Raw genomic sequence first — 17,115 nt, forward strand, 5'->3', positions numbered from 1 at the left:
GGCGCTTGTGGAAGGCACGAGCCGGCTATACGCTTGGCTGGCAAATAAGCGTTTTGGCAGGAGGAAGCCATGTCCGTCGCCCGCGTCACCGAAATCACATCCTCGTCGAACAAGAGCTTTCAGGACGCCATCGAACAGGGAATTGCGCGCGCATCCAAAACCCTGAAGAACGTCGAGGGCGCCTGGATCCAGGACCAGAAGATCGTCGTCCAAGACGGCAAGATTGTTGCTTATCGCGTCAATATGAAGGTTACCTTCATCCTCGCGGAGTGAACGGTCGACGCCGAAAAAGTCGGGAACCTTCGCCCGCGCCCCTCATTGTCCAAGTATGGTTCGAAACCACAATGAGGAGCACAATCATGGCAACCCAGACAGGTCACACCCAAGCCATCGCCGCTTCGCGGGTCATCGGCACATCGGTCTACAATACCGAAGGCACGAGCATCGGCAGCATCGAGGATGTGATGCTTGACAAGATGACGAACGGCATCATGTTCGCGGTCATCGGTTTTGGCGGCTTCCTCGGTATCGGCGAGAAATATCACGCCATTCCGTGGGCAAGCCTCGACTACGATGAGGACAAAGGCGGGTATGTCGTGCCGTTTTCCAAGGAACAACTCAGGGCGGCACCTGCCTATTCGATCAACGAATTGACCGGGGCGGATGGTGAGGCGGCCCGCGACGAATCCTACAATTATTACAAGGTCACGCCTTACTGGCATTAACAGCAACCACAAAGCGGCCCCACCGAGAGGCGGGGCCGCTTTGGATTCTGGCTTATTCGCTGACGTATAAGGGGGCCATCGCCTTCGGCGGCGACTGCTGATTGTCGCACGACGTCAGGAATGCCGCCGCGATCAGGAACAGACTCACGATACCACTCAACTGGGACATGGCGAAACTCCTCCTGTTTCGCCCCGCGCCCCCGCACCATAGCCACAAGCCGGCCTGCCGTACATGACTTATGATGACAGCGATTTGCGCTTCGTGAATCGTTCGGAGGCTGATGCCGCGGCAATAATTGCCAGCCGGCCGATTGCCTTTTGCAGCACTTTGGCTAAGACGTGCGGCATTCTTCAGATCAATCGAGGACATCGCAAATGACCGCCATCATCGACATTGTCGGGCGTGAAATCCTGGACAGCCGTGGAAATCCGACCGTCGAGGTCGATGTCATTCTCGAAGATGGCTCAATGGGCCGCGCGGCGGTGCCATCGGGTGCTTCGACCGGCGCCCACGAGGCCGTCGAACTGCGCGACGGCGGTGCCCGCTATCTCGGCAAGGGTGTGCTCAGGGCCGTCGAAGCGGTGAACGGCGAACTGTTCGAGGCGATTGGCGGCATGGAAGCCGAAAACCAGATCCATATCGACCAGACCATGATCGAGCTTGACGGCACGCCCAACAAGAGCCGGCTTGGCGCCAACGCCATTCTCGGCGTGTCGCTGGCGGTGGCCAAGGCGGCCGCCGATGCTGCCGGCCTGCCGCTGTACCGTTATGTCGGTGGCACCAAGGCGCATCTCCTGCCGGTACCGATGATGAACATCATCAATGGTGGCGCGCATGCCGACAACCCGATCGACTTCCAGGAATTCATGATCCTGCCGATCGGCGCGCCGACGCTGCGCGAAGGTGTACGCTGGGGTTCGGAAATCTTCCATACGCTGCGCAAGAAGCTGAAGGATGCCGGCCACAACACCAATGTCGGCGACGAGGGCGGCTTTGCCCCGAACCTGAAAAGCGCCCCGGTGGCGCTCGATTTCATCATGGAATCGATCGAGCAGGCCGGCTTCAAGCCGGGCGACGAGATCGCGCTCGGCCTCGATTGCGCCGCGACCGAGTTCTTCAAGGACGGCAACTACGTCTATGAGGGCGAGAAGAAGACGCGCGATCCCAAGGCCCAGGCCAAATACCTGGCCAAGCTTGCCGCCGACTATCCGATCATCTCGATCGAGGACGGCTTGGCCGAGGACGATTGGGAAGGCTGGAAGTACCTGACCGACCTGATCGGCAAGAAGACGCAGCTGGTCGGCGACGATTTGTTCGTCACCAACACGGCGCGGCTACGCGACGGCATCCGCATGGGCGTTGCCAATTCGATCCTGGTCAAGGTCAACCAGATCGGCTCGTTGACGGAAACGCTCGACGCCGTCGAGACCGCGCACAAGGCCGGCTACACCGCCGTCATGTCGCACCGCTCGGGCGAAACCGAGGATTCGACCATCGCCGATCTCGCGGTTGCCACCAATTGCGGACAGATCAAGACCGGCTCGCTGTCGCGCTCCGACCGCATGGCCAAGTACAACCAGCTGATCCGCATCGAGGAAGAACTCGGCAAGCAGGCAAGCTATGCCGGCAAGTCGGTGATCAAGGGCTGATCCGGAAAACACTCGGATATCGGATGAAAGGGCGGGAGCATTCCCGCCTTTTTTCATTTCGGTTCGCCAAACCGGTCACCTGTAACCGTCCGTTAAGCACAATCGGGCGAAAAAGATCGTGAGCCGCCTGAGTTCGCGGGCTAGAGCCGGATGATTTCAGGTCTGTTCGACCTGAAGTCTGAATCCGACTCTAAATCAAAGAGATAGAGCATGTTGTCGTCCGAAAACCGCTTCACACATTTCGGCATCACGCTCTAGAGGAACCGGGCGATGTGGACGCGTCAGCACAAGCAGAGAAACACCGGCCGGCTGATCATTCCCTCGCTTTGCGTGGTGTTCCTGGCCTATTTCGGCTTTCATGCCTATCACGGCGAATTCGGCATCTATTCGAAATATCAGCTGGAAGCCCAGACGGTTGCGCTGCAAGGCCAGCTCGATGCGATCAAGGCGCGCCGCATGGAACTCGAGCGCCGCGTTCGGCTGATGCATGAAGGCACGCTCGAGAAGGACATGCTCGATGAGCAGGCACGCAAGGCGCTCAATCTGTCCCAAGCCGATGAAATCACCATTATGTTGCCGACCTCGGTGAAATAACTGATTTCCAGTTAATCGCCAATATTTTCAACGATTTTAATTGCTTAGGCGCATGCCAGCTATGCAAATTCGGCATGGCGCAACGCTTTGACGCGTGTTAGCCTCCCTAAAATCGGTGGGGAGGAGCTGATCTCCCCAGAGCAGATTTCATCCTGCTCTAATGTCCACGAAGAGACGCCAACAGGGAGTGATGCATGGCCACCGCAGCCAGAAAAGCGCCTGCCAAATCCAAATCCGACGGCAAATCGGGGCTTTCCGCCCCCAAGCCCGCCGAGTTCACCAAGGATGAAGAGCTTGCCGCCTACCGGCACATGCTGCTCATCCGTCGTTTCGAGGAAAAGGCCGGCCAGCTTTACGGCATGGGTTTCATCGGCGGCTTCTGTCACCTCTATATCGGCCAGGAAGCGGTCGTCACCGGCATGAAGATGGCGCTGATCGACGGCGATCAGATGATCACCGCCTATCGCGACCACGGCCACATGCTGGCGATGGAGCTGTCGCCGCGCGGCGTCATGGCCGAGCTGACCGGGCGTCGGGGCGGCTTGTCCCGGGGCAAGGGCGGCTCCATGCACATGTTCTCCAAGGAAAAGCACTTTTACGGCGGCCACGGCATCGTCGGTGCGCAGGTGTCTCTTGGTACTGGTCTCGCCTTTGCCAACCGCTACCGCGACAACAACAATGTCTCGCTGACCTATTTCGGCGACGGCGCGGCCAACCAGGGCCAGGTCTATGAAAGCTTCAACATGGCCTCGCTGTGGAAGCTGCCGGTGATCTACATCATCGAGAACAACCGCTATGCGATGGGCACCTCGGTGTCGCGCTCTTCGGCGGAAACCAACTTTTCGCATCGTGGTGCCTCGTTCAAGATCCCGGGCATCCAGGTCGACGGCATGGACGTGCGCGCTGTCAAGGCTGCCGCCGACCAGGCGACCGAATGGTGCCGCGCCGGCAACGGGCCGATCATTCTCGAAATGCAGACCTACCGCTACCGCGGTCACTCGATGTCCGATCCGGCAAAATACCGCTCCAAGGAAGAAGTGCAGAAGATGCGCTCGGACCATGACCCGATCGAGCAGGTCAAGGCACGGCTGATGGAAAAGAAGTGGGCGACCGAGGACGAGCTCAAGACCATCGACAAGGAGGTCCGCGACATCGTCGCCGACGCCGCCGAATTTGCCCAGAACGACGCGGAGCCGGATCCGTCCGAGCTCTGGACCGATATCGTATTGTAACGGGAGGGCAAGGACATGCCGATCGAAATTCTCATGCCCGCTCTCTCGCCGACCATGGAAGAGGGCAATCTTTCCAAGTGGTTGAAGAACGAGGGCGACAAGGTCGTCGCCGGCGACGTTATCGCCGAGATCGAGACCGACAAGGCGACGATGGAAGTCGAAGCTGTTGACGAAGGCACGCTGGGCAAGATCCTGATCGCCGCCGGTACCGAAGGCGTCAAGGTCAACACACCGATCGCCGTGCTGCTGCAGGACGGCGAAAGTGCCGGGGATATCGGCAAGTCTGCGGCGCCCGCCAAGGCGGAAGCACCTGCAAAGGCAGAGGCTCCGGCCGCAGCAGAGGACAAGGCGGAGGCCACAAAGCCGGCCGCCGCACCGGTGGCTGCCGCCCCGAAGACGGAGATCGCCGCCGATCCGGACATTCCGGCCGGCACGGAGATGGTCTCCACCACGGTGCGCGAAGCGCTGCGCGATGCGATGGCCGAGGAAATGCGCCGCGACGGCGATGTCTTCGTCATGGGCGAGGAGGTTGCCGAATACCAGGGCGCCTACAAGATCACGCAGGGCCTGCTGCAGGAATTCGGGCCGCGGCGCGTCGTCGATACGCCGATCACCGAGCATGGCTTTGCCGGCGTTGGCGTGGGTGCGGCGATGGCCGGCCTGAAGCCGATCGTCGAGTTCATGACCTTCAACTTCGCCATGCAGGCGATCGACCAGATCATCAACTCGGCCGCCAAGACGCTCTATATGTCCGGCGGCCAGATGGGCGCGCCGATCGTGTTCCGTGGACCGAACGGTGCCGCCGCACGCGTCGCTGCCCAGCACTCGCAGTGCTATGCCGCCTGGTACAGCCACATTCCGGGCCTGAAAGTGGTGATGCCCTACACCGCCGCTGACGCCAAGGGCTTGCTGAAGGCAGCGATCCGCGATCCGAACCCAATCATCTTCCTCGAGAATGAAATCCTTTACGGTCAGTCCTTCGACGTGCCGAAGCTGGACGATTTCGTGTTGCCGATCGGCAAGGCGCGCATCCATAAATCAGGCAAGGATGTCACCATCGTCTCCTTCGGCATCGGCATGACCTATGCGGTCAAGGCTGAAGCGGAACTGCGTGGCCTTGGCATCGATGCCGAGATCATCGACTTGCGCACGATCCGGCCGCTCGATCTCGACACCATCATCGCCTCGGTCAAGAAGACCAACCGCCTGGTGGTGGTGGAGGAAGGTTATCCGCAGAACTCGGTCGGCGACCATATCGCCAACCAGGTGTCGCAGCGCGCCTTCGACTTTCTGGACGCGCCGGTCATCACCATCGCCGGCAAGGATGTGCCGATGCCTTATGCGGCCAACCTCGAGAAGCTGGCGTTGCCGAATGTCGGCGAAGTCATCGAGGCGGTCAAAGCCGTCACGTATCGCTGAACCGGGCGGGAGGACAAAATGCCAATCAACATCACCATGCCGGCCCTGTCGCCCACGATGGAAGAGGGCAATCTGTCCAAGTGGCTCGTCAAGGAAGGCGACAAGGTTTCGCCGGGCGATGTCATTGCCGAGATCGAGACCGACAAGGCGACGATGGAAGTCGAAGCTGTCGATGAGGGCACGGTTGCAAAGCTCGTCGTTCCCGCCGGCACCGAGGGCGTCAAGGTCAATGCGCTGATCGCCGTGCTCGCCGGAGAGGGCGAGGATGCAGGCGCCGTCGCGAAAAGCGGTGGCGGTGCCGCACCAGCGAAAGCCGAGGCGCCGAAAGCGGAGGAGCCCAAGGCTGACGCACCAAAGGCGGAAGCATCAAAGGCGGAAGCATCAAAGGCGGAACCGGTCGCGACCGCACCCAAGGCAGAGGCGGCTCCAGTTGCCAATGGTCATGCGGCCGGCGAGCGCACCTTCGCCTCGCCGCTCGCACGTCGCATCGCCAGGGAAGCCGGCGTCGATGTGTCTGCCGTGACCGGCACCGGCCCGCATGGCCGCGTCGTCAAGGCAGATATCGACGCCGCGATTGCCGGTGGCGGCGCCAAGCCTGCCGCCAAGGCAGCACCCGCCGGGGCTCCGGCAACTGCTCCTGCTGTGAAGGCGATGTCCGACGATCAGGTGCTGAAGCTGTTCGAGGCTGGCTCCTACGATCTCGTCCCGCATGACAATATGCGCAAGACCATTGCGCGCCGCCTGGTCGAGGCCAAGACCACCATCCCGCATTTCTACCTGACGCTCGACTGCGAGCTCGATGCACTCCTCGCATTGCGCACGCAGATTAACGCCGCAGCCCCGGTAAAGAAGACCGACAAAGGCGATGCGCCCGCCTACAAGCTGTCGGTCAACGACATGGTCATCAAGGCGATGGCGATGGCGCTGAAGGCGGTGCCGGATGCCAATGCCTCATGGACCGAAAGCGCCATGGTCAAGCACAAGCATGCCGATGTCGGCGTCGCCGTGTCGATCCCGGGCGGCCTGATCACACCGATCATTCGGCATGCCGACGAAAAGACGCTGTCCACCATCTCCAACGAGATGAAGGATCTGGCCAGCCGGGCGCGCAGCCGCAAGCTGAAGCCGGAAGAGTATCAGGGCGGCACCACGGCGGTGTCCAACCTCGGCATGTTCGGCATCAAGGACTTTGCCGCCGTCATCAACCCGCCGCATGCGACGATCCTTGCCGTCGGTGCGGGTGAGGAGCGGGCGGTGGTCAAGAACGGCGAGATCAAAATCGCCACCGTGATGTCGGTGACGCTGTCGACCGACCATCGCGCCGTCGACGGCGCGCTGGGTGCCGAACTGCTGGTCGCCTTCAAGCGCCTGATCGAGAACCCGATGAGCATGCTGGTTTAGGACGGAGAGGGCGGTGCGGATCTTCTTCACCTCCCTTATGGCGTTTTTCCTGTCAGGATTGGCAGGCGGCTTGGTTGCTCAACAGCTGGCGGTCGCAACCCATGCGCAGGAAGAATACATTCTGGTGTTCATGACGTCGGTGCTTGTCACCATTGTCGCGACGATCGTGTTTTTCATCGCGCAGCTTTTTTCGAACGCACCGTCGATCATCAACTGGCTGGGCCTCTGCGCAATTGTCCTGTTCGTGCTGATCGGGCTCGGCCTGATCGGTTGGACGTTCTCTCAGCCGGTCGATAAGCGCCAGTGGGAAGGTGACCTGCCGATCGTCGCCGGCCTGGTTTTGCCGAACCTGGCCACTGTGCTGGTTCACTGGCTGTTCGTGCGCTGGCGGTTGAGGCGCGGCTCGATTAACGCACAGGTGGGCGCATGAAGACGGTTCTTTGTTACGGCGACTCGCTGACCTGGGGCTACAATGCCGAAGGTGGCCGCCATGCGCTGGAAGACCGCTGGCCGAGCGTGCTGCAGGCAGCGTTAGGCGCCGACGTGCAAGTGATTGCCGATGGCCTCAACGGCCGCACCACGGCCTTCGACGATCATCTGGCCGGTGCGGACCGCAACGGTGCAAAACTGCTACCAACCGTCCTGACGACCCATGCGCCGATCGACCTGATTGTCATCATGCTCGGCGCCAACGACATGAAGCCGTGGATCCACGGCAATCCCGTCGCGGCCAAGCAGGGCATCCAGCGGCTGATCGACATCGTGCGCGGTCACGACTATCCGTTCGACTGGCCGGCGCCGCAGATCCTGATCGTTTCGCCGCCTGTGGTCAGCCGTACAGACAATGCCGAATTCAAGGAGATGTTCGCCGGCGGTGACGAGGCTTCGACGCGGTTGGCGCCGCTCTATGCCGCTCTTGCCGATGAGGCCGGCTGCGGCTTCTTCGACGCCGGCAGCGTGGCGCAAACCACCCCGCTCGACGGCGTCCATCTCGATGCCGAAAACACGCGAAACATCGGCAAGGCGCTGGCACCCGTCGTGCGCGTCATGCTGGAATTGTGAAGGAGAAAAACCGTGGCTGAGAACTACGACGTCATCATCATCGGCTCCGGCCCTGGCGGCTATGTCACCGCGGTGCGTTCCGCGCAACTCGGCTTCAAGACGGCGATCGTCGAGCGCGAGCATCTCGGCGGTATCTGCCTCAACTGGGGCTGCATCCCGACCAAGGCGCTGCTGCGCTCGGCCGAGATCATGCACTATTCGGACCACCTGAAGGATTACGGGCTGAAGCTCGACGGCAAGGTCAGCGTCGATGCGTCAGCCGTGGTCGACCGCTCGCGCAAGGTGTCGCTGCGGCTCAATGGCGGCGTTGCCTTCCTCATGAAGAAGAACAAGGTCGACGTCATCTGGGGCGAGGCCAAGCTTTCGAAGCCGGGCGAGATCGTCGTGTCGAAGACGGCCAAGAAGCCGATGGAGCCGCAGCCGCCAGTGCCGAAAGGCGTCAAAGGCGAAGGCACCTATACCGCCAAGCACATCATCCTGGCGACCGGCGCCCGGCCGCGCGCACTGCCCGGTATCGAGCCGGACGGCAAGCTGATCTGGACTTATTTTGAAGCCATGGTGCCGAAGGAGATGCCGAAGTCGCTGCTGGTCATGGGGTCGGGCGCCATCGGCATCGAATTCGCCTCCTTCTACCGCACCATGGGCGCCGAAGTGACGGTGGTCGAGCTGCTGCCTGCGGTGATGCCGGTCGAGGATGCCGAAGTCTCGAAATTCGCGCAGAAGCAGTTCGAGAAGCAAGGCATGAAGATCATCCTCGAAGCCAAGGTGACCAAGGTCGAGAAGGGTGCCAACTCGGTCACCGCGCATGTCGAGATGAAGGACGGCAAGGTCGAGAAGATCACCGCCGATCGGATGATCTCGGCCGTCGGCGTCCAGGGCAACATCGAGGGCCTCGGACTCGAGGCGCTTGGCGTGAAGACGGAGCGTGGCTGCGTCGTCATCGATGGTTACGGCAAGACCAACGTGCCGGGCATCTACGCCATCGGCGATGTCGCCGGCCCGCCGATGCTCGCTCACAAGGCCGAACATGAGGGGGTCGTGTGCATCGAGAAGATCGCAGATTTTCCTGGCGGGCATGCCACCGACAAGCTGAAGATTCCGGGCTGCACCTACTGCAATCCGCAGGTCGCCTCGGTTGGGCTGACGGAAGCCAAGGCCAAGGCCGAGGGCAAGGACATCCGGGTCGGGCGCTTCCAGTTCGCCGCCAATGGCAAGGCGATTGCGCTCGGTGAGGATCAGGGTTTCATCAAGACCATCTTCGACAAGAAGACCGGTCAATTGCTCGGCGCCCACATGGTCGGTGCCGAAGTGACCGAACTGATCCAGGGTTTTGTCGTGGCGATGAACCTGGAGACGACCGAGGAAGAGCTGATGCACACCATCTTCCCGCACCCGACGCTGTCGGAGATGATGAAGGAAAGCGTGCTCGACGCCTATGGCCGCGCGCTCAACGCCTGATAGATTGAAAGCGCTGCTACAGATGGAACCCGGCGGCAAGGTACTTCGTTTGCGAATGCGTTTTCACGTATCCCACAAGGAGAAGGCATATGCACCTGAATGGCGTCGGCTGGATAGCAGCCATCATCATCGGCGGCCTGGCAGGCTGGTTCGCCGAAATGTTCATGAAGAGCAACACCGGCATCTTCATGAACATCGTCATGGGCATCGTCGGCGCGGTCGTGCTGAACGCCATTCTGCAGGCTCTCAATTTTGGCCCGTTCGGCGTCGGCTGGATTGCCTATCTGATCACCGGCTTTATCGGTGCCTGCCTGCTGATCTGGGCCGGGCGTCTGGTGCGCCGTTAGCATCACTGAAGAGTTGCTATGCGAAAAAGGCTGTTGCGGCATGCGCCGTGGCGGCCTTTTTCTTTGCGTTGAAAAGTCTTAGATGACGTTATGACAGCGAACGCCTGACTGGCGTCGCGAATGAACCAGGTTTCCCGATGGTCACTGTCCTCGATACGATCGCCAACGCCCCGCGCTTGCGGCATCCGGAAAAGGCGCACAAGCCTGATCAGGACGTGCTGCGCAAGCCCGACTGGATCCGCGTCAAGGCGCCGGTGTCGAAGGGCTATGCCGAAACGCGCGAAATCGTCAAATCGCACAAGCTGGTGACGGTCTGCGAAGAGGCCGGCTGCCCTAACATCGGCGAATGCTGGGAAAAGAAGCACGCCACCTTCATGATCATGGGCGAGATCTGCACCCGCGCCTGCGCCTTCTGCAACGTCGCCACGGGCATTCCAACAGCGCTTGACCCGGATGAACCGGCCCGCGTCGCGCATGCGGTCAAGCAGATGGGCCTTACCCATGTGGTCATCACCTCGGTCGACCGCGACGATCTCTCCGATGGCGGTGCGCAGCATTTCGCCGAGGTCATCCGCGCCATCCGGGCCGCGACGCCTTCGACGACGATCGAAATCCTGACGCCCGACTTCCTGCGCAAGGACGGCGCGCTGGAGATCGTCGTGGCCGCCAAGCCCGACGTCTTCAACCACAATCTCGAAACCGTACCGTCGAACTATCTGACGGTTCGTCCGGGCGCCCGCTATTTCCATTCGATCCGGCTGTTGCAGCGGGTCAAGGAGCTTGATCCGTCAATCTTCACCAAGTCCGGCATCATGGTGGGGCTGGGCGAGGAACGGAATGAAATCCTGCAGCTGATGGACGATCTGCGGTCCGCCAATGTCGATTTCATGACCATCGGCCAGTACCTGCAACCGTCGAAGAAGCACCATCCGGTGATCCGCTTCGTCACGCCGGAGGAGTTCAAATCCTTTGAGACGATCGGCCGGACCAAGGGTTTCCTGCTGGTGGCGTCTAGCCCGCTGACGCGTTCGTCGCATCACGCCGGCGACGATTTCGCCAAGCTGCGTGCGGCACGGGAAGCGATTCTCAAGAAATCAGCTTAATCCGCTGGTTTCATGCCAAAATTCGAAGCCATCCGACGCGTATCCCATACACCCGAGCAGATGTTCGCTTTGGTCGCCGATGTTGAATCCTATCCGCAATTCCTGCCGCTTTGCGAAGCGCTGACGGTTCGCTCGCGCAAGGAGCGTGACGGGCGCACGGTTCTGCTTGCCGACATGAGCATTGGTTACAAGGCGATCCGTGAAACCTTCACGACGCAGGTGCTGCTGAAGCCCGCCGAGAACACCATCGACGTGAAGTACATCGACGGGCCGTTCAAATATTTGAGCAATGTCTGGCGTTTCGAACCCGACGGCGCCGGTTGCGCCGTCCGCTTCTTCATCGACTACGAGTTCAAGAGTCGTATTCTGGGCGCGGTCATGGGGACCATGTTCGATCGCGCCTTCCGCATGTTCGCCGAAGCCTTTGAGAAGCGCGCCGACGTCATCTACGGTGCAGCACCTCGGGCCCAAGGTTAGCCGAGTGCTTGCAGGCCCAGTTCCAGCGCTTGCCGGACCGTTTCGCGACGAATGAAATCGCGGCCTTTGTCTGCAAAGAGCTGGTGCTCGGCGACAATCGGTCGGCCGTCCAGCGCAACCCCGAACCAGACCAGGCCGACCGGTTTTCCCGCCGAACCGCCGCCAGGCCCGGCAATGCCGGTGACCGCCAGGGTCAGCCCGGCGCGCGAACGGACAAGCGCGCCTGTTGCCATCTCGATCGCCGTCTCGCGCGAAACCGCGCCGTGCGCCTCAAGCGTGGCGGCGGAGACACCGAGCATGTCCATCTTGGCCTCGTTGGAATAGGTGATGAAGCCGCGATCGACCACGGCCGAGGAACCGGCGATGTCGGTGAGCGCGGCGATGATCATGCCGCCGGTGCAGCTTTCCGCCGTTGCCAGCATGATGCCGCGCTTCTGGCAGGCTTGCAGCAGCGCATTTGCCAGCTCGTTGTTGCTCATTCCGGCACCTCGCCGGGAAACACCACGCTGGCGGTGGCAATCGCCGCTATGCCTTCCTCGCGCCCGACAAAGCCGAGCTTCTCATTGGTTGTGGCCTTGATCGAGATGCGATCCGGCGTAATCGCCAGCATCTGAGAAAGGGCTGCGGTCATGGCCTCGCGATGCGGCCCGACGCGCGGCGCTTCGCAGATCAGCGTGATGTCGGCATTGGCGATGCGGCCGCCGCGCGCGCGCACCAGCCTTGCCGCATGCTCGACGAATATGCGCGACGCAGCGCCTTTCCACTGCGGGTCGGACGGCGGGAAATGCGTGCCGATGTCGCCAGCGCCGCAAGTCGCCAGCAGCGCATCGGTCAAGGCGTGCAGGCCGACATCGGCGTCGGAATGGCCGGACAGTTTCTTGTCGTGCGCTATGGCGACGCCACACAGCGTGACATGGTCTCCCGGTTCGAAGGCGTGGACGTCGTAGCCATTGCCGGTACGGATGTCGGGAAAGCGCACGCGTTCGCCGGAAAGCCGCTGGTCCGCCATCGCAATATCCCGTGCCCAGGTGAGTTTGACATTGTCCGGCGAGCCCGGAACGATCTTGACCGGAATATGCGCCCATTCGGCGATCGCGGCATCGTCGGTAAAATCCATTTTTCCCAGATGATGGGCTTTCTCGTGCGCGGCAAGAATGGGCCAGAACGGAAAGCCTTGTGGCGTTTGCGCCGCGTGAAGCCCGCTGCGCGATACGGTTTCGCCAACCACGCCGGAGGCCGATTCGCGCTTCAGCGTGTCGGCGACGGGCAAAGCGGGCAACGCGCCCTCGCGCTCGCCGATGGCGGCGATGGTGCGATCTATCAGGTCCGCATCGACAAACGGGCGGACGGCGTCGTGGATCAGAACCTGCGCCGGCGCGTGGCCTCTAAGGGCAAGCAGGCCGAGCCGGACGGATTCCTGCCTCGTCGCCCCGCCCATGATGGCGGTGACGCGCTCTACATTGGCGCCCGCCGCCTGCCGGAACAGCTCGTGGTCATCGGCATGAATGGCGACGACGATCTCGCTGGTCCGCGGGTGGGCCAGAAAAATGTCCAGCGTGTGTGCAATGACGGCAAAGCCGCCAATGTGTTGATATTGCTTCGGTCCGTTGGCCTGTCCGGCGCGCGCACCACGGCCGGCCGCAACGATCACCACCGCGACCTTGCCATCCGCATCCGAAACGTGATTTTCACTTGCGTCAGTCATGCCCGTTTGGTCCTAGCGCACGATCCCGAAAAGTGTAATCGGTTTTCGGAAAGATCGTGCGCTAAGTATGAAATTCCAAAGCGTCCTTTGCGCGTCCTGAGGGACGCGCGGCGCTTTGGTCGCGGCCAAAGCCGAAGGCCAGCATTTTTCCCAATTGCGCCTAAATGTGGCGTCATTCCGCGTTGCACATTGCGCCGGTTCTGGCTAGAGAATGTGCAACGAATGAAGATGCTTGGTTTTTGTGCATGGTTAACTTGACCAAATTGCCTGACTTGACCAAATTGGCAGGGCCGCTTGATGTCGGCGGTGTGAGACTCCGCAATCGCGTGTTCCTCGCACCAATGTCGGGGATTACGGACGAGCCGTTCCGGCAGCGTGCCCACGCGCATGGAGCAGGCCTGGTCGTGTCCGAAATGGTTGCCAGCGGAGAGCTCGCCAAGGGCAGGGCCGGTTTCAACCTGCGCATACGCCACTCCGGCCTGCCCGTCCATATGGTTCAGCTTGCAGGCCGTGAGGCGATGCACATGGCCGAAGGTGCCAGAATCGCAGCCGGTGAGGGGGCCGACATTATCGACATCAACATGGGCTGCCCGGCCAAGAAGGTTACCGGCGGTTATGCGGGTTCGGCATTGATGCTGGATCTCGACCACGCACTGTCGCTGATCGACGCCGTTGTCGGCGCGGTCGAGGTGCCAGTGACGGTCAAGATGCGGCTTGGCTGGGACGAAGGCGCGCTCAACGCGCCGATGCTCGCGCGCCGCGCCGAGCAGGCCGGTGTCAGCATGGTGACCGTGCACGGCCGCACGCGCTGCCAGTTCTACCAGGGCAAGGCCGACTGGCGCGCCATCGCCCGCGTCAAGGAAGCCGTGTCCATCCCGGTCGTCGCCAATGGTGACGTCTCTTCGCCGGCGGAAGCGGCCGACATTCTCGATCAATCGGGTGCCGACGCCGTGATGATCGGCCGTGCCCATTATGGCGCGCCCTGGATCGCAGGCGGCATTGCGGCCGCGGCGACCGGCGAGGCGACGCCAAACATGCCACGGGACTCGACCGCGGTCGCCGACTACATCGTGGCCCACTATGAGGACATGCTGGCGCTCTACGGCGCCGAAAGCGGCCTGCGCCAGGCGCGCAAGCATCTTGGCTGGTATCTTGATCGGCATGCCGGCGGCGTCGCCGACGACAGCCGAAAGGCTATACTGACCGCATTCGAGCCCGCGCGCGTTATTGCCTTGCTGCGCGATGTGTTTTCGCGCGATCCGCAACCCTTGAACCTGCGGAGCGCCGCATGAACGCCGCCGCCGGCCAGGGCGCCGAAATGGCGGATGCCGCCCAAATCGTGCTCAACACCATCCGCCGCCCGGTGATCATGATCAGCGAGGAGGGGTTCATCACGTTCGCCAACGCCGATGCGGAAGACTTTTTTCGCTCGAGCGCGACCATGCTCGCCCGCAACACGCTGTCAAAACTCATTCCCTTCGGCAGCCCGCTGCTGACACTGGTCGACCAGGTGCGCGAGCGCCGGGCTCCGGTCAACGAGTACCGCGTCGACGTGTCGTCGCCGCGGCTCGGCATCGAGAAGGTCGTCGATCTCTATGTCGCGCCGGTACCGGAATTTCCGGGCTCGGTGGTGGTTATGTTCCAGGAACGGTCGATGGCCGACAAGATTGACCGGCAGATGACGCATCGGGGCGCGGCACGTTCGGTCACCGGTCTGGCGGCGATGCTTGCCCATGAGATCAAGAACCCGCTCTCAGGCATCCGCGGCGCTGCCCAGTTGCTCGAACTGTCGGCTTCCGACGAAGACCGCGCGCTGACGCGGCTGATCACCGACGAGACCGACCGCATCGTGTCGCTGGTCGATCGCATGGAGGTATTTTCCGACGAGCGGCCGATCGACCGCTACCCCGTCAACATCCATGTCGTTCTCGACCATGTGAAGGCGATTGCCAAGAACGGTTTTGCCAAGAGAATCAAGATATTGGAGGATTACGATCCTTCGTTGCCTCCGGTGTTTGCCAACCGCGACCAGTTGATCCAGGTGTTCCTCAACTTGGTCAAGAACGCCGCCGAGGCGATCGGCAGCGACCCGCAGGGCGAGATCGTGCTGTCGACCGCCTTCCGGCCAGGCATCCGTGTTTCCGTTCCGGGCACGCAGGACCGCGTGTCGCTGCCGCTGGAATTCTGCGTGCGCGACAACGGCTCCGGCGTTTCGGAAGACATCTTGCCGATCCTGTTCGACCCGTTCATCACCACCAAGCCGAACGGCTCCGGGTTGGGTCTTGCGCTGGTCGCCAAGATCGTCGGCGAGCATGGCGGCATCATCGAATGCGAATCGACGCCGCGCGGCACCACATTCCGCATCCTGATGCCGGCCTGGAAAGAAGCGCCAAACGGCGCCGATGATGACGGTGAAGGAGACCGCAAATGACCGTTCGCGGCAATATTCTCGTCGCCGACGACGACGCGGCGATCCGTACCGTCCTCAACCAGGCGCTTTCGCGCGCCGGCCACGAGGTGCGCGTCACCTCCAATGCTTCGACTTTGTGGCGCTGGGTGGCGGCGGGCGAGGGCGACCTTGTCATCACCGATGTGGTCATGCCGGACGAGAACGCCTTCGACATGCTGCCGCGCATCAAGAAGGCGAGGCCGGAGCTGCCGGTCATCGTCATGAGCGCTCAGAACACCTTCATGACGGCGATCCGCGCCTCCGAAACCGGCGCCTATGAATATCTGCCTAAGCCGTTCGACCTGACCGAACTGCTCAACATCGTCAACCGCGCGCTTTCCGAGCCGCGTCGGCCGAAGATCGACGCGCGGCCGGAAGAGCAGCCCGATGCAATGCCGCTGGTCGGCCGCTCGGCCGCCATGCAGGACATCTACCGCATGCTGGCGCGCATGATGCAGACCGACCTGACGGTGATGATCTCGGGCGAATCCGGTACCGGCAAGGAGCTGGTGGCGCGCGCGCTGCATGAATATGGCCGCCGCCGCGGCGGCCCCTTCGTCGCCATCAATATGGCGGCGATCCCGCGCGACCTGATCGAATCGGAACTGTTCGGTCACGAGAAGGGTGCCTTCACCGGCGCACAGAATCGCTCGACCGGGCGCTTCGAGCAGGCTGAAGGCGGCACGCTGTTCCTCGACGAAATCGGCGACATGCCGATGGAGGCGCAGACGCGGCTGCTGCGCGTGCTCCAACAGGGCGAATACACGACGGTTGGCGGACGCACGCCGATCAAGACCGACGTGCGCATCGTCGCCGCCACCAACAAGGATCTGCGCACGCTGATCAACCAGGGGCTTTTCCGCGAGGATCTTTTCTATCGCCTCAATGTCGTGCCGCTCCGGCTGCCAGCGCTGCGCGAGCGCTCCGAGGACGTGCCGGACCTCGTCCGCCACTTCTTCAAGCTCGGCGAAATGGAAGGCCTACAGACCAAGCGCATTTCTTCCGGCGGCATCGAGTTGATGAAGCGCTATCCGTGGCCAGGCAATGTTCGCGAACTGGAAAACCTGGTTCGCAGGCTTGCCGCGCTCTATTCGCAGGACGAAATTTCCGCCGAGATCATCGAGGCCGAGCTGAAGACCGGCGAGCGCCCCGTAGTGCCGGGAGGCGGTAACCTCATTCCCGACGATTTGTCGATTGGCCAGGCGGTCGAGCATTTCCTGCAGCGCTATTTCGCGTCGTTTGCCGGCGACTTGCCTCCTGCCGGGCTCTATCAGCGCATCCTGTCCGAGGTCGAGTTTCCGCTTGTCCTGGCCTCGATGACGGCAACGCGTGGCAACCAGATCAAGGCTGCGGAACTGCTGGGCTTGAACCGCAACACGCTGCGCAAGAAGATTCGCGAGCTCGGCGTCAACGTCTACAAATCATCGCGGCAGGGCTGAGCCTTGATCTGAGCCCGCGCTCTTTTCAGGGGATCGGCTCGCGAAAGATTTCCG

The 17,115-nt window shown here is 61.9% G+C and carries 18 protein-coding genes; 16 read left to right on the forward strand and 2 right to left on the reverse strand.

Annotation, left to right across the window (positions count from 1 at the left end):
* Nucleotides 1–69: 69 nt before the first annotated feature.
* The 13 genes from NKI21_RS13575 (at nucleotide 70) to NKI21_RS13635 (ending at nucleotide 11,468) form a co-directional block, all read left to right on the forward strand.
* On the forward strand, nucleotides 70–273 hold the full coding sequence (locus NKI21_RS13575; RefSeq protein WP_127294417.1) for a dodecin family protein: 204 nt from the start codon (nucleotides 70–72) through the stop codon (nucleotides 271–273).
* Nucleotides 274–359: 86 nt separating this feature from the next.
* Complete coding sequence (locus NKI21_RS13580) at nucleotides 360–725, forward strand: PRC-barrel domain-containing protein (RefSeq protein WP_127294419.1); 366 nt, start codon at nucleotides 360–362, stop codon at nucleotides 723–725.
* A 375-nt stretch (nucleotides 726–1,100) separates the two neighbouring features.
* The gene (gene eno / locus NKI21_RS13585) at nucleotides 1,101–2,375 is read left to right on the forward strand and encodes a phosphopyruvate hydratase (protein WP_023812044.1); all 1,275 of its coding nucleotides are present in this window, start codon (nucleotides 1,101–1,103) and stop codon (nucleotides 2,373–2,375) included.
* A gap of 270 nt (nucleotides 2,376–2,645) precedes the next feature.
* Entirely contained in the window at nucleotides 2,646–2,969 is a 324-nt protein-coding gene (locus NKI21_RS13590; RefSeq protein ID WP_023812043.1) for an FtsB family cell division protein, read from the forward strand.
* A 194-nt stretch (nucleotides 2,970–3,163) separates the two neighbouring features.
* Nucleotides 3,164–4,201: a pyruvate dehydrogenase (acetyl-transferring) E1 component subunit alpha gene (pdhA, locus tag NKI21_RS13595; protein WP_023812042.1), complete on the forward strand. Its 1,038-nt coding sequence runs from the start codon at nucleotides 3,164–3,166 to the stop codon at nucleotides 4,199–4,201.
* A gap of 15 nt (nucleotides 4,202–4,216) precedes the next feature.
* Nucleotides 4,217–5,620, forward strand: coding sequence for a pyruvate dehydrogenase complex E1 component subunit beta (locus tag NKI21_RS13600; RefSeq protein WP_023812041.1), 1,404 nt, complete (start codon nucleotides 4,217–4,219; stop codon nucleotides 5,618–5,620).
* A gap of 18 nt (nucleotides 5,621–5,638) precedes the next feature.
* Nucleotides 5,639–7,021: a pyruvate dehydrogenase complex dihydrolipoamide acetyltransferase gene (locus NKI21_RS13605; RefSeq protein ID WP_352795552.1), complete on the forward strand. Its 1,383-nt coding sequence runs from the start codon at nucleotides 5,639–5,641 to the stop codon at nucleotides 7,019–7,021.
* A 13-nt stretch (nucleotides 7,022–7,034) separates the two neighbouring features.
* Nucleotides 7,035–7,451, forward strand: a complete 417-nt coding sequence (locus NKI21_RS13610; protein ID WP_023812040.1) for a hypothetical protein — start codon at nucleotides 7,035–7,037, stop codon at nucleotides 7,449–7,451.
* Complete coding sequence (locus NKI21_RS13615) at nucleotides 7,448–8,083, forward strand: SGNH/GDSL hydrolase family protein (RefSeq protein ID WP_128304447.1); 636 nt, start codon at nucleotides 7,448–7,450, stop codon at nucleotides 8,081–8,083. The genes NKI21_RS13610 and NKI21_RS13615 overlap by 4 nt, the downstream gene beginning before the upstream one ends.
* Nucleotides 8,084–8,095: 12 nt before the next feature.
* The gene (gene lpdA, locus NKI21_RS13620) at nucleotides 8,096–9,541 is read left to right on the forward strand and encodes a dihydrolipoyl dehydrogenase (RefSeq protein ID WP_023812037.1); all 1,446 of its coding nucleotides are present in this window, start codon (nucleotides 8,096–8,098) and stop codon (nucleotides 9,539–9,541) included.
* An 89-nt stretch (nucleotides 9,542–9,630) separates the two neighbouring features.
* On the forward strand, nucleotides 9,631–9,888 hold the full coding sequence (locus NKI21_RS13625; protein WP_023812036.1) for a GlsB/YeaQ/YmgE family stress response membrane protein: 258 nt from the start codon (nucleotides 9,631–9,633) through the stop codon (nucleotides 9,886–9,888).
* A 137-nt stretch (nucleotides 9,889–10,025) separates the two neighbouring features.
* A complete protein-coding gene (lipA, locus tag NKI21_RS13630) occupies nucleotides 10,026–10,991 on the forward strand; it encodes a lipoyl synthase (RefSeq protein WP_023812035.1) in 966 nt (321 codons plus the stop codon).
* A 12-nt stretch (nucleotides 10,992–11,003) separates the two neighbouring features.
* Nucleotides 11,004–11,468 carry a type II toxin-antitoxin system RatA family toxin gene (locus NKI21_RS13635; RefSeq protein ID WP_352677851.1) on the forward strand — a complete coding sequence of 155 codons (465 nt, stop codon included), beginning with the start codon at nucleotides 11,004–11,006 and terminating at the stop codon, nucleotides 11,466–11,468.
* On the opposite strand, the gene NKI21_RS13640 is transcribed toward NKI21_RS13635, so the two are convergent.
* On the reverse strand, nucleotides 11,465–11,947 hold the full coding sequence (locus NKI21_RS13640; RefSeq protein WP_352677849.1) for a CinA family protein: 483 nt from the start codon (nucleotides 11,945–11,947) through the stop codon (nucleotides 11,465–11,467). The genes NKI21_RS13635 and NKI21_RS13640 overlap by 4 nt on opposite strands.
* Nucleotides 11,944–13,173: a bifunctional 2-C-methyl-D-erythritol 4-phosphate cytidylyltransferase/2-C-methyl-D-erythritol 2,4-cyclodiphosphate synthase gene (locus NKI21_RS13645; RefSeq protein WP_352677847.1), complete on the reverse strand. Its 1,230-nt coding sequence runs from the start codon at nucleotides 13,171–13,173 to the stop codon at nucleotides 11,944–11,946. Before NKI21_RS13645 ends, NKI21_RS13640 begins: the two co-directional genes overlap by 4 nt.
* Before the next feature lie 263 nt (nucleotides 13,174–13,436).
* On the opposite strand from NKI21_RS13645, the gene dusB reads away from it, so the two are divergent.
* The 3 genes from dusB to ntrC are packed head-to-tail and all read left to right on the forward strand — an operon-like array spanning nucleotide 13,437 to nucleotide 17,061.
* On the forward strand, nucleotides 13,437–14,465 hold the full coding sequence (dusB, locus tag NKI21_RS13650) for a tRNA dihydrouridine synthase DusB (RefSeq protein WP_352611759.1): 1,029 nt from the start codon (nucleotides 13,437–13,439) through the stop codon (nucleotides 14,463–14,465).
* Entirely contained in the window at nucleotides 14,462–15,604 is a 1,143-nt protein-coding gene (locus tag NKI21_RS13655; protein ID WP_023812029.1) for a two-component system sensor histidine kinase NtrB, read from the forward strand. The genes dusB and NKI21_RS13655 overlap by 4 nt, the downstream gene beginning before the upstream one ends.
* A complete protein-coding gene (gene ntrC / locus NKI21_RS13660) occupies nucleotides 15,601–17,061 on the forward strand; it encodes a nitrogen regulation protein NR(I) (RefSeq protein ID WP_023812028.1) in 1,461 nt (486 codons plus the stop codon). The genes NKI21_RS13655 and ntrC overlap by 4 nt, the downstream gene beginning before the upstream one ends.
* The last annotated feature ends 54 nt before the right edge of the window (nucleotides 17,062–17,115 follow it).

Origin of the sequence: Mesorhizobium sp. M0715 (genome assembly GCF_040320355.1) — a bacterium.
GTDB lineage: Bacteria > Pseudomonadota > Alphaproteobacteria > Rhizobiales > Rhizobiaceae > Mesorhizobium.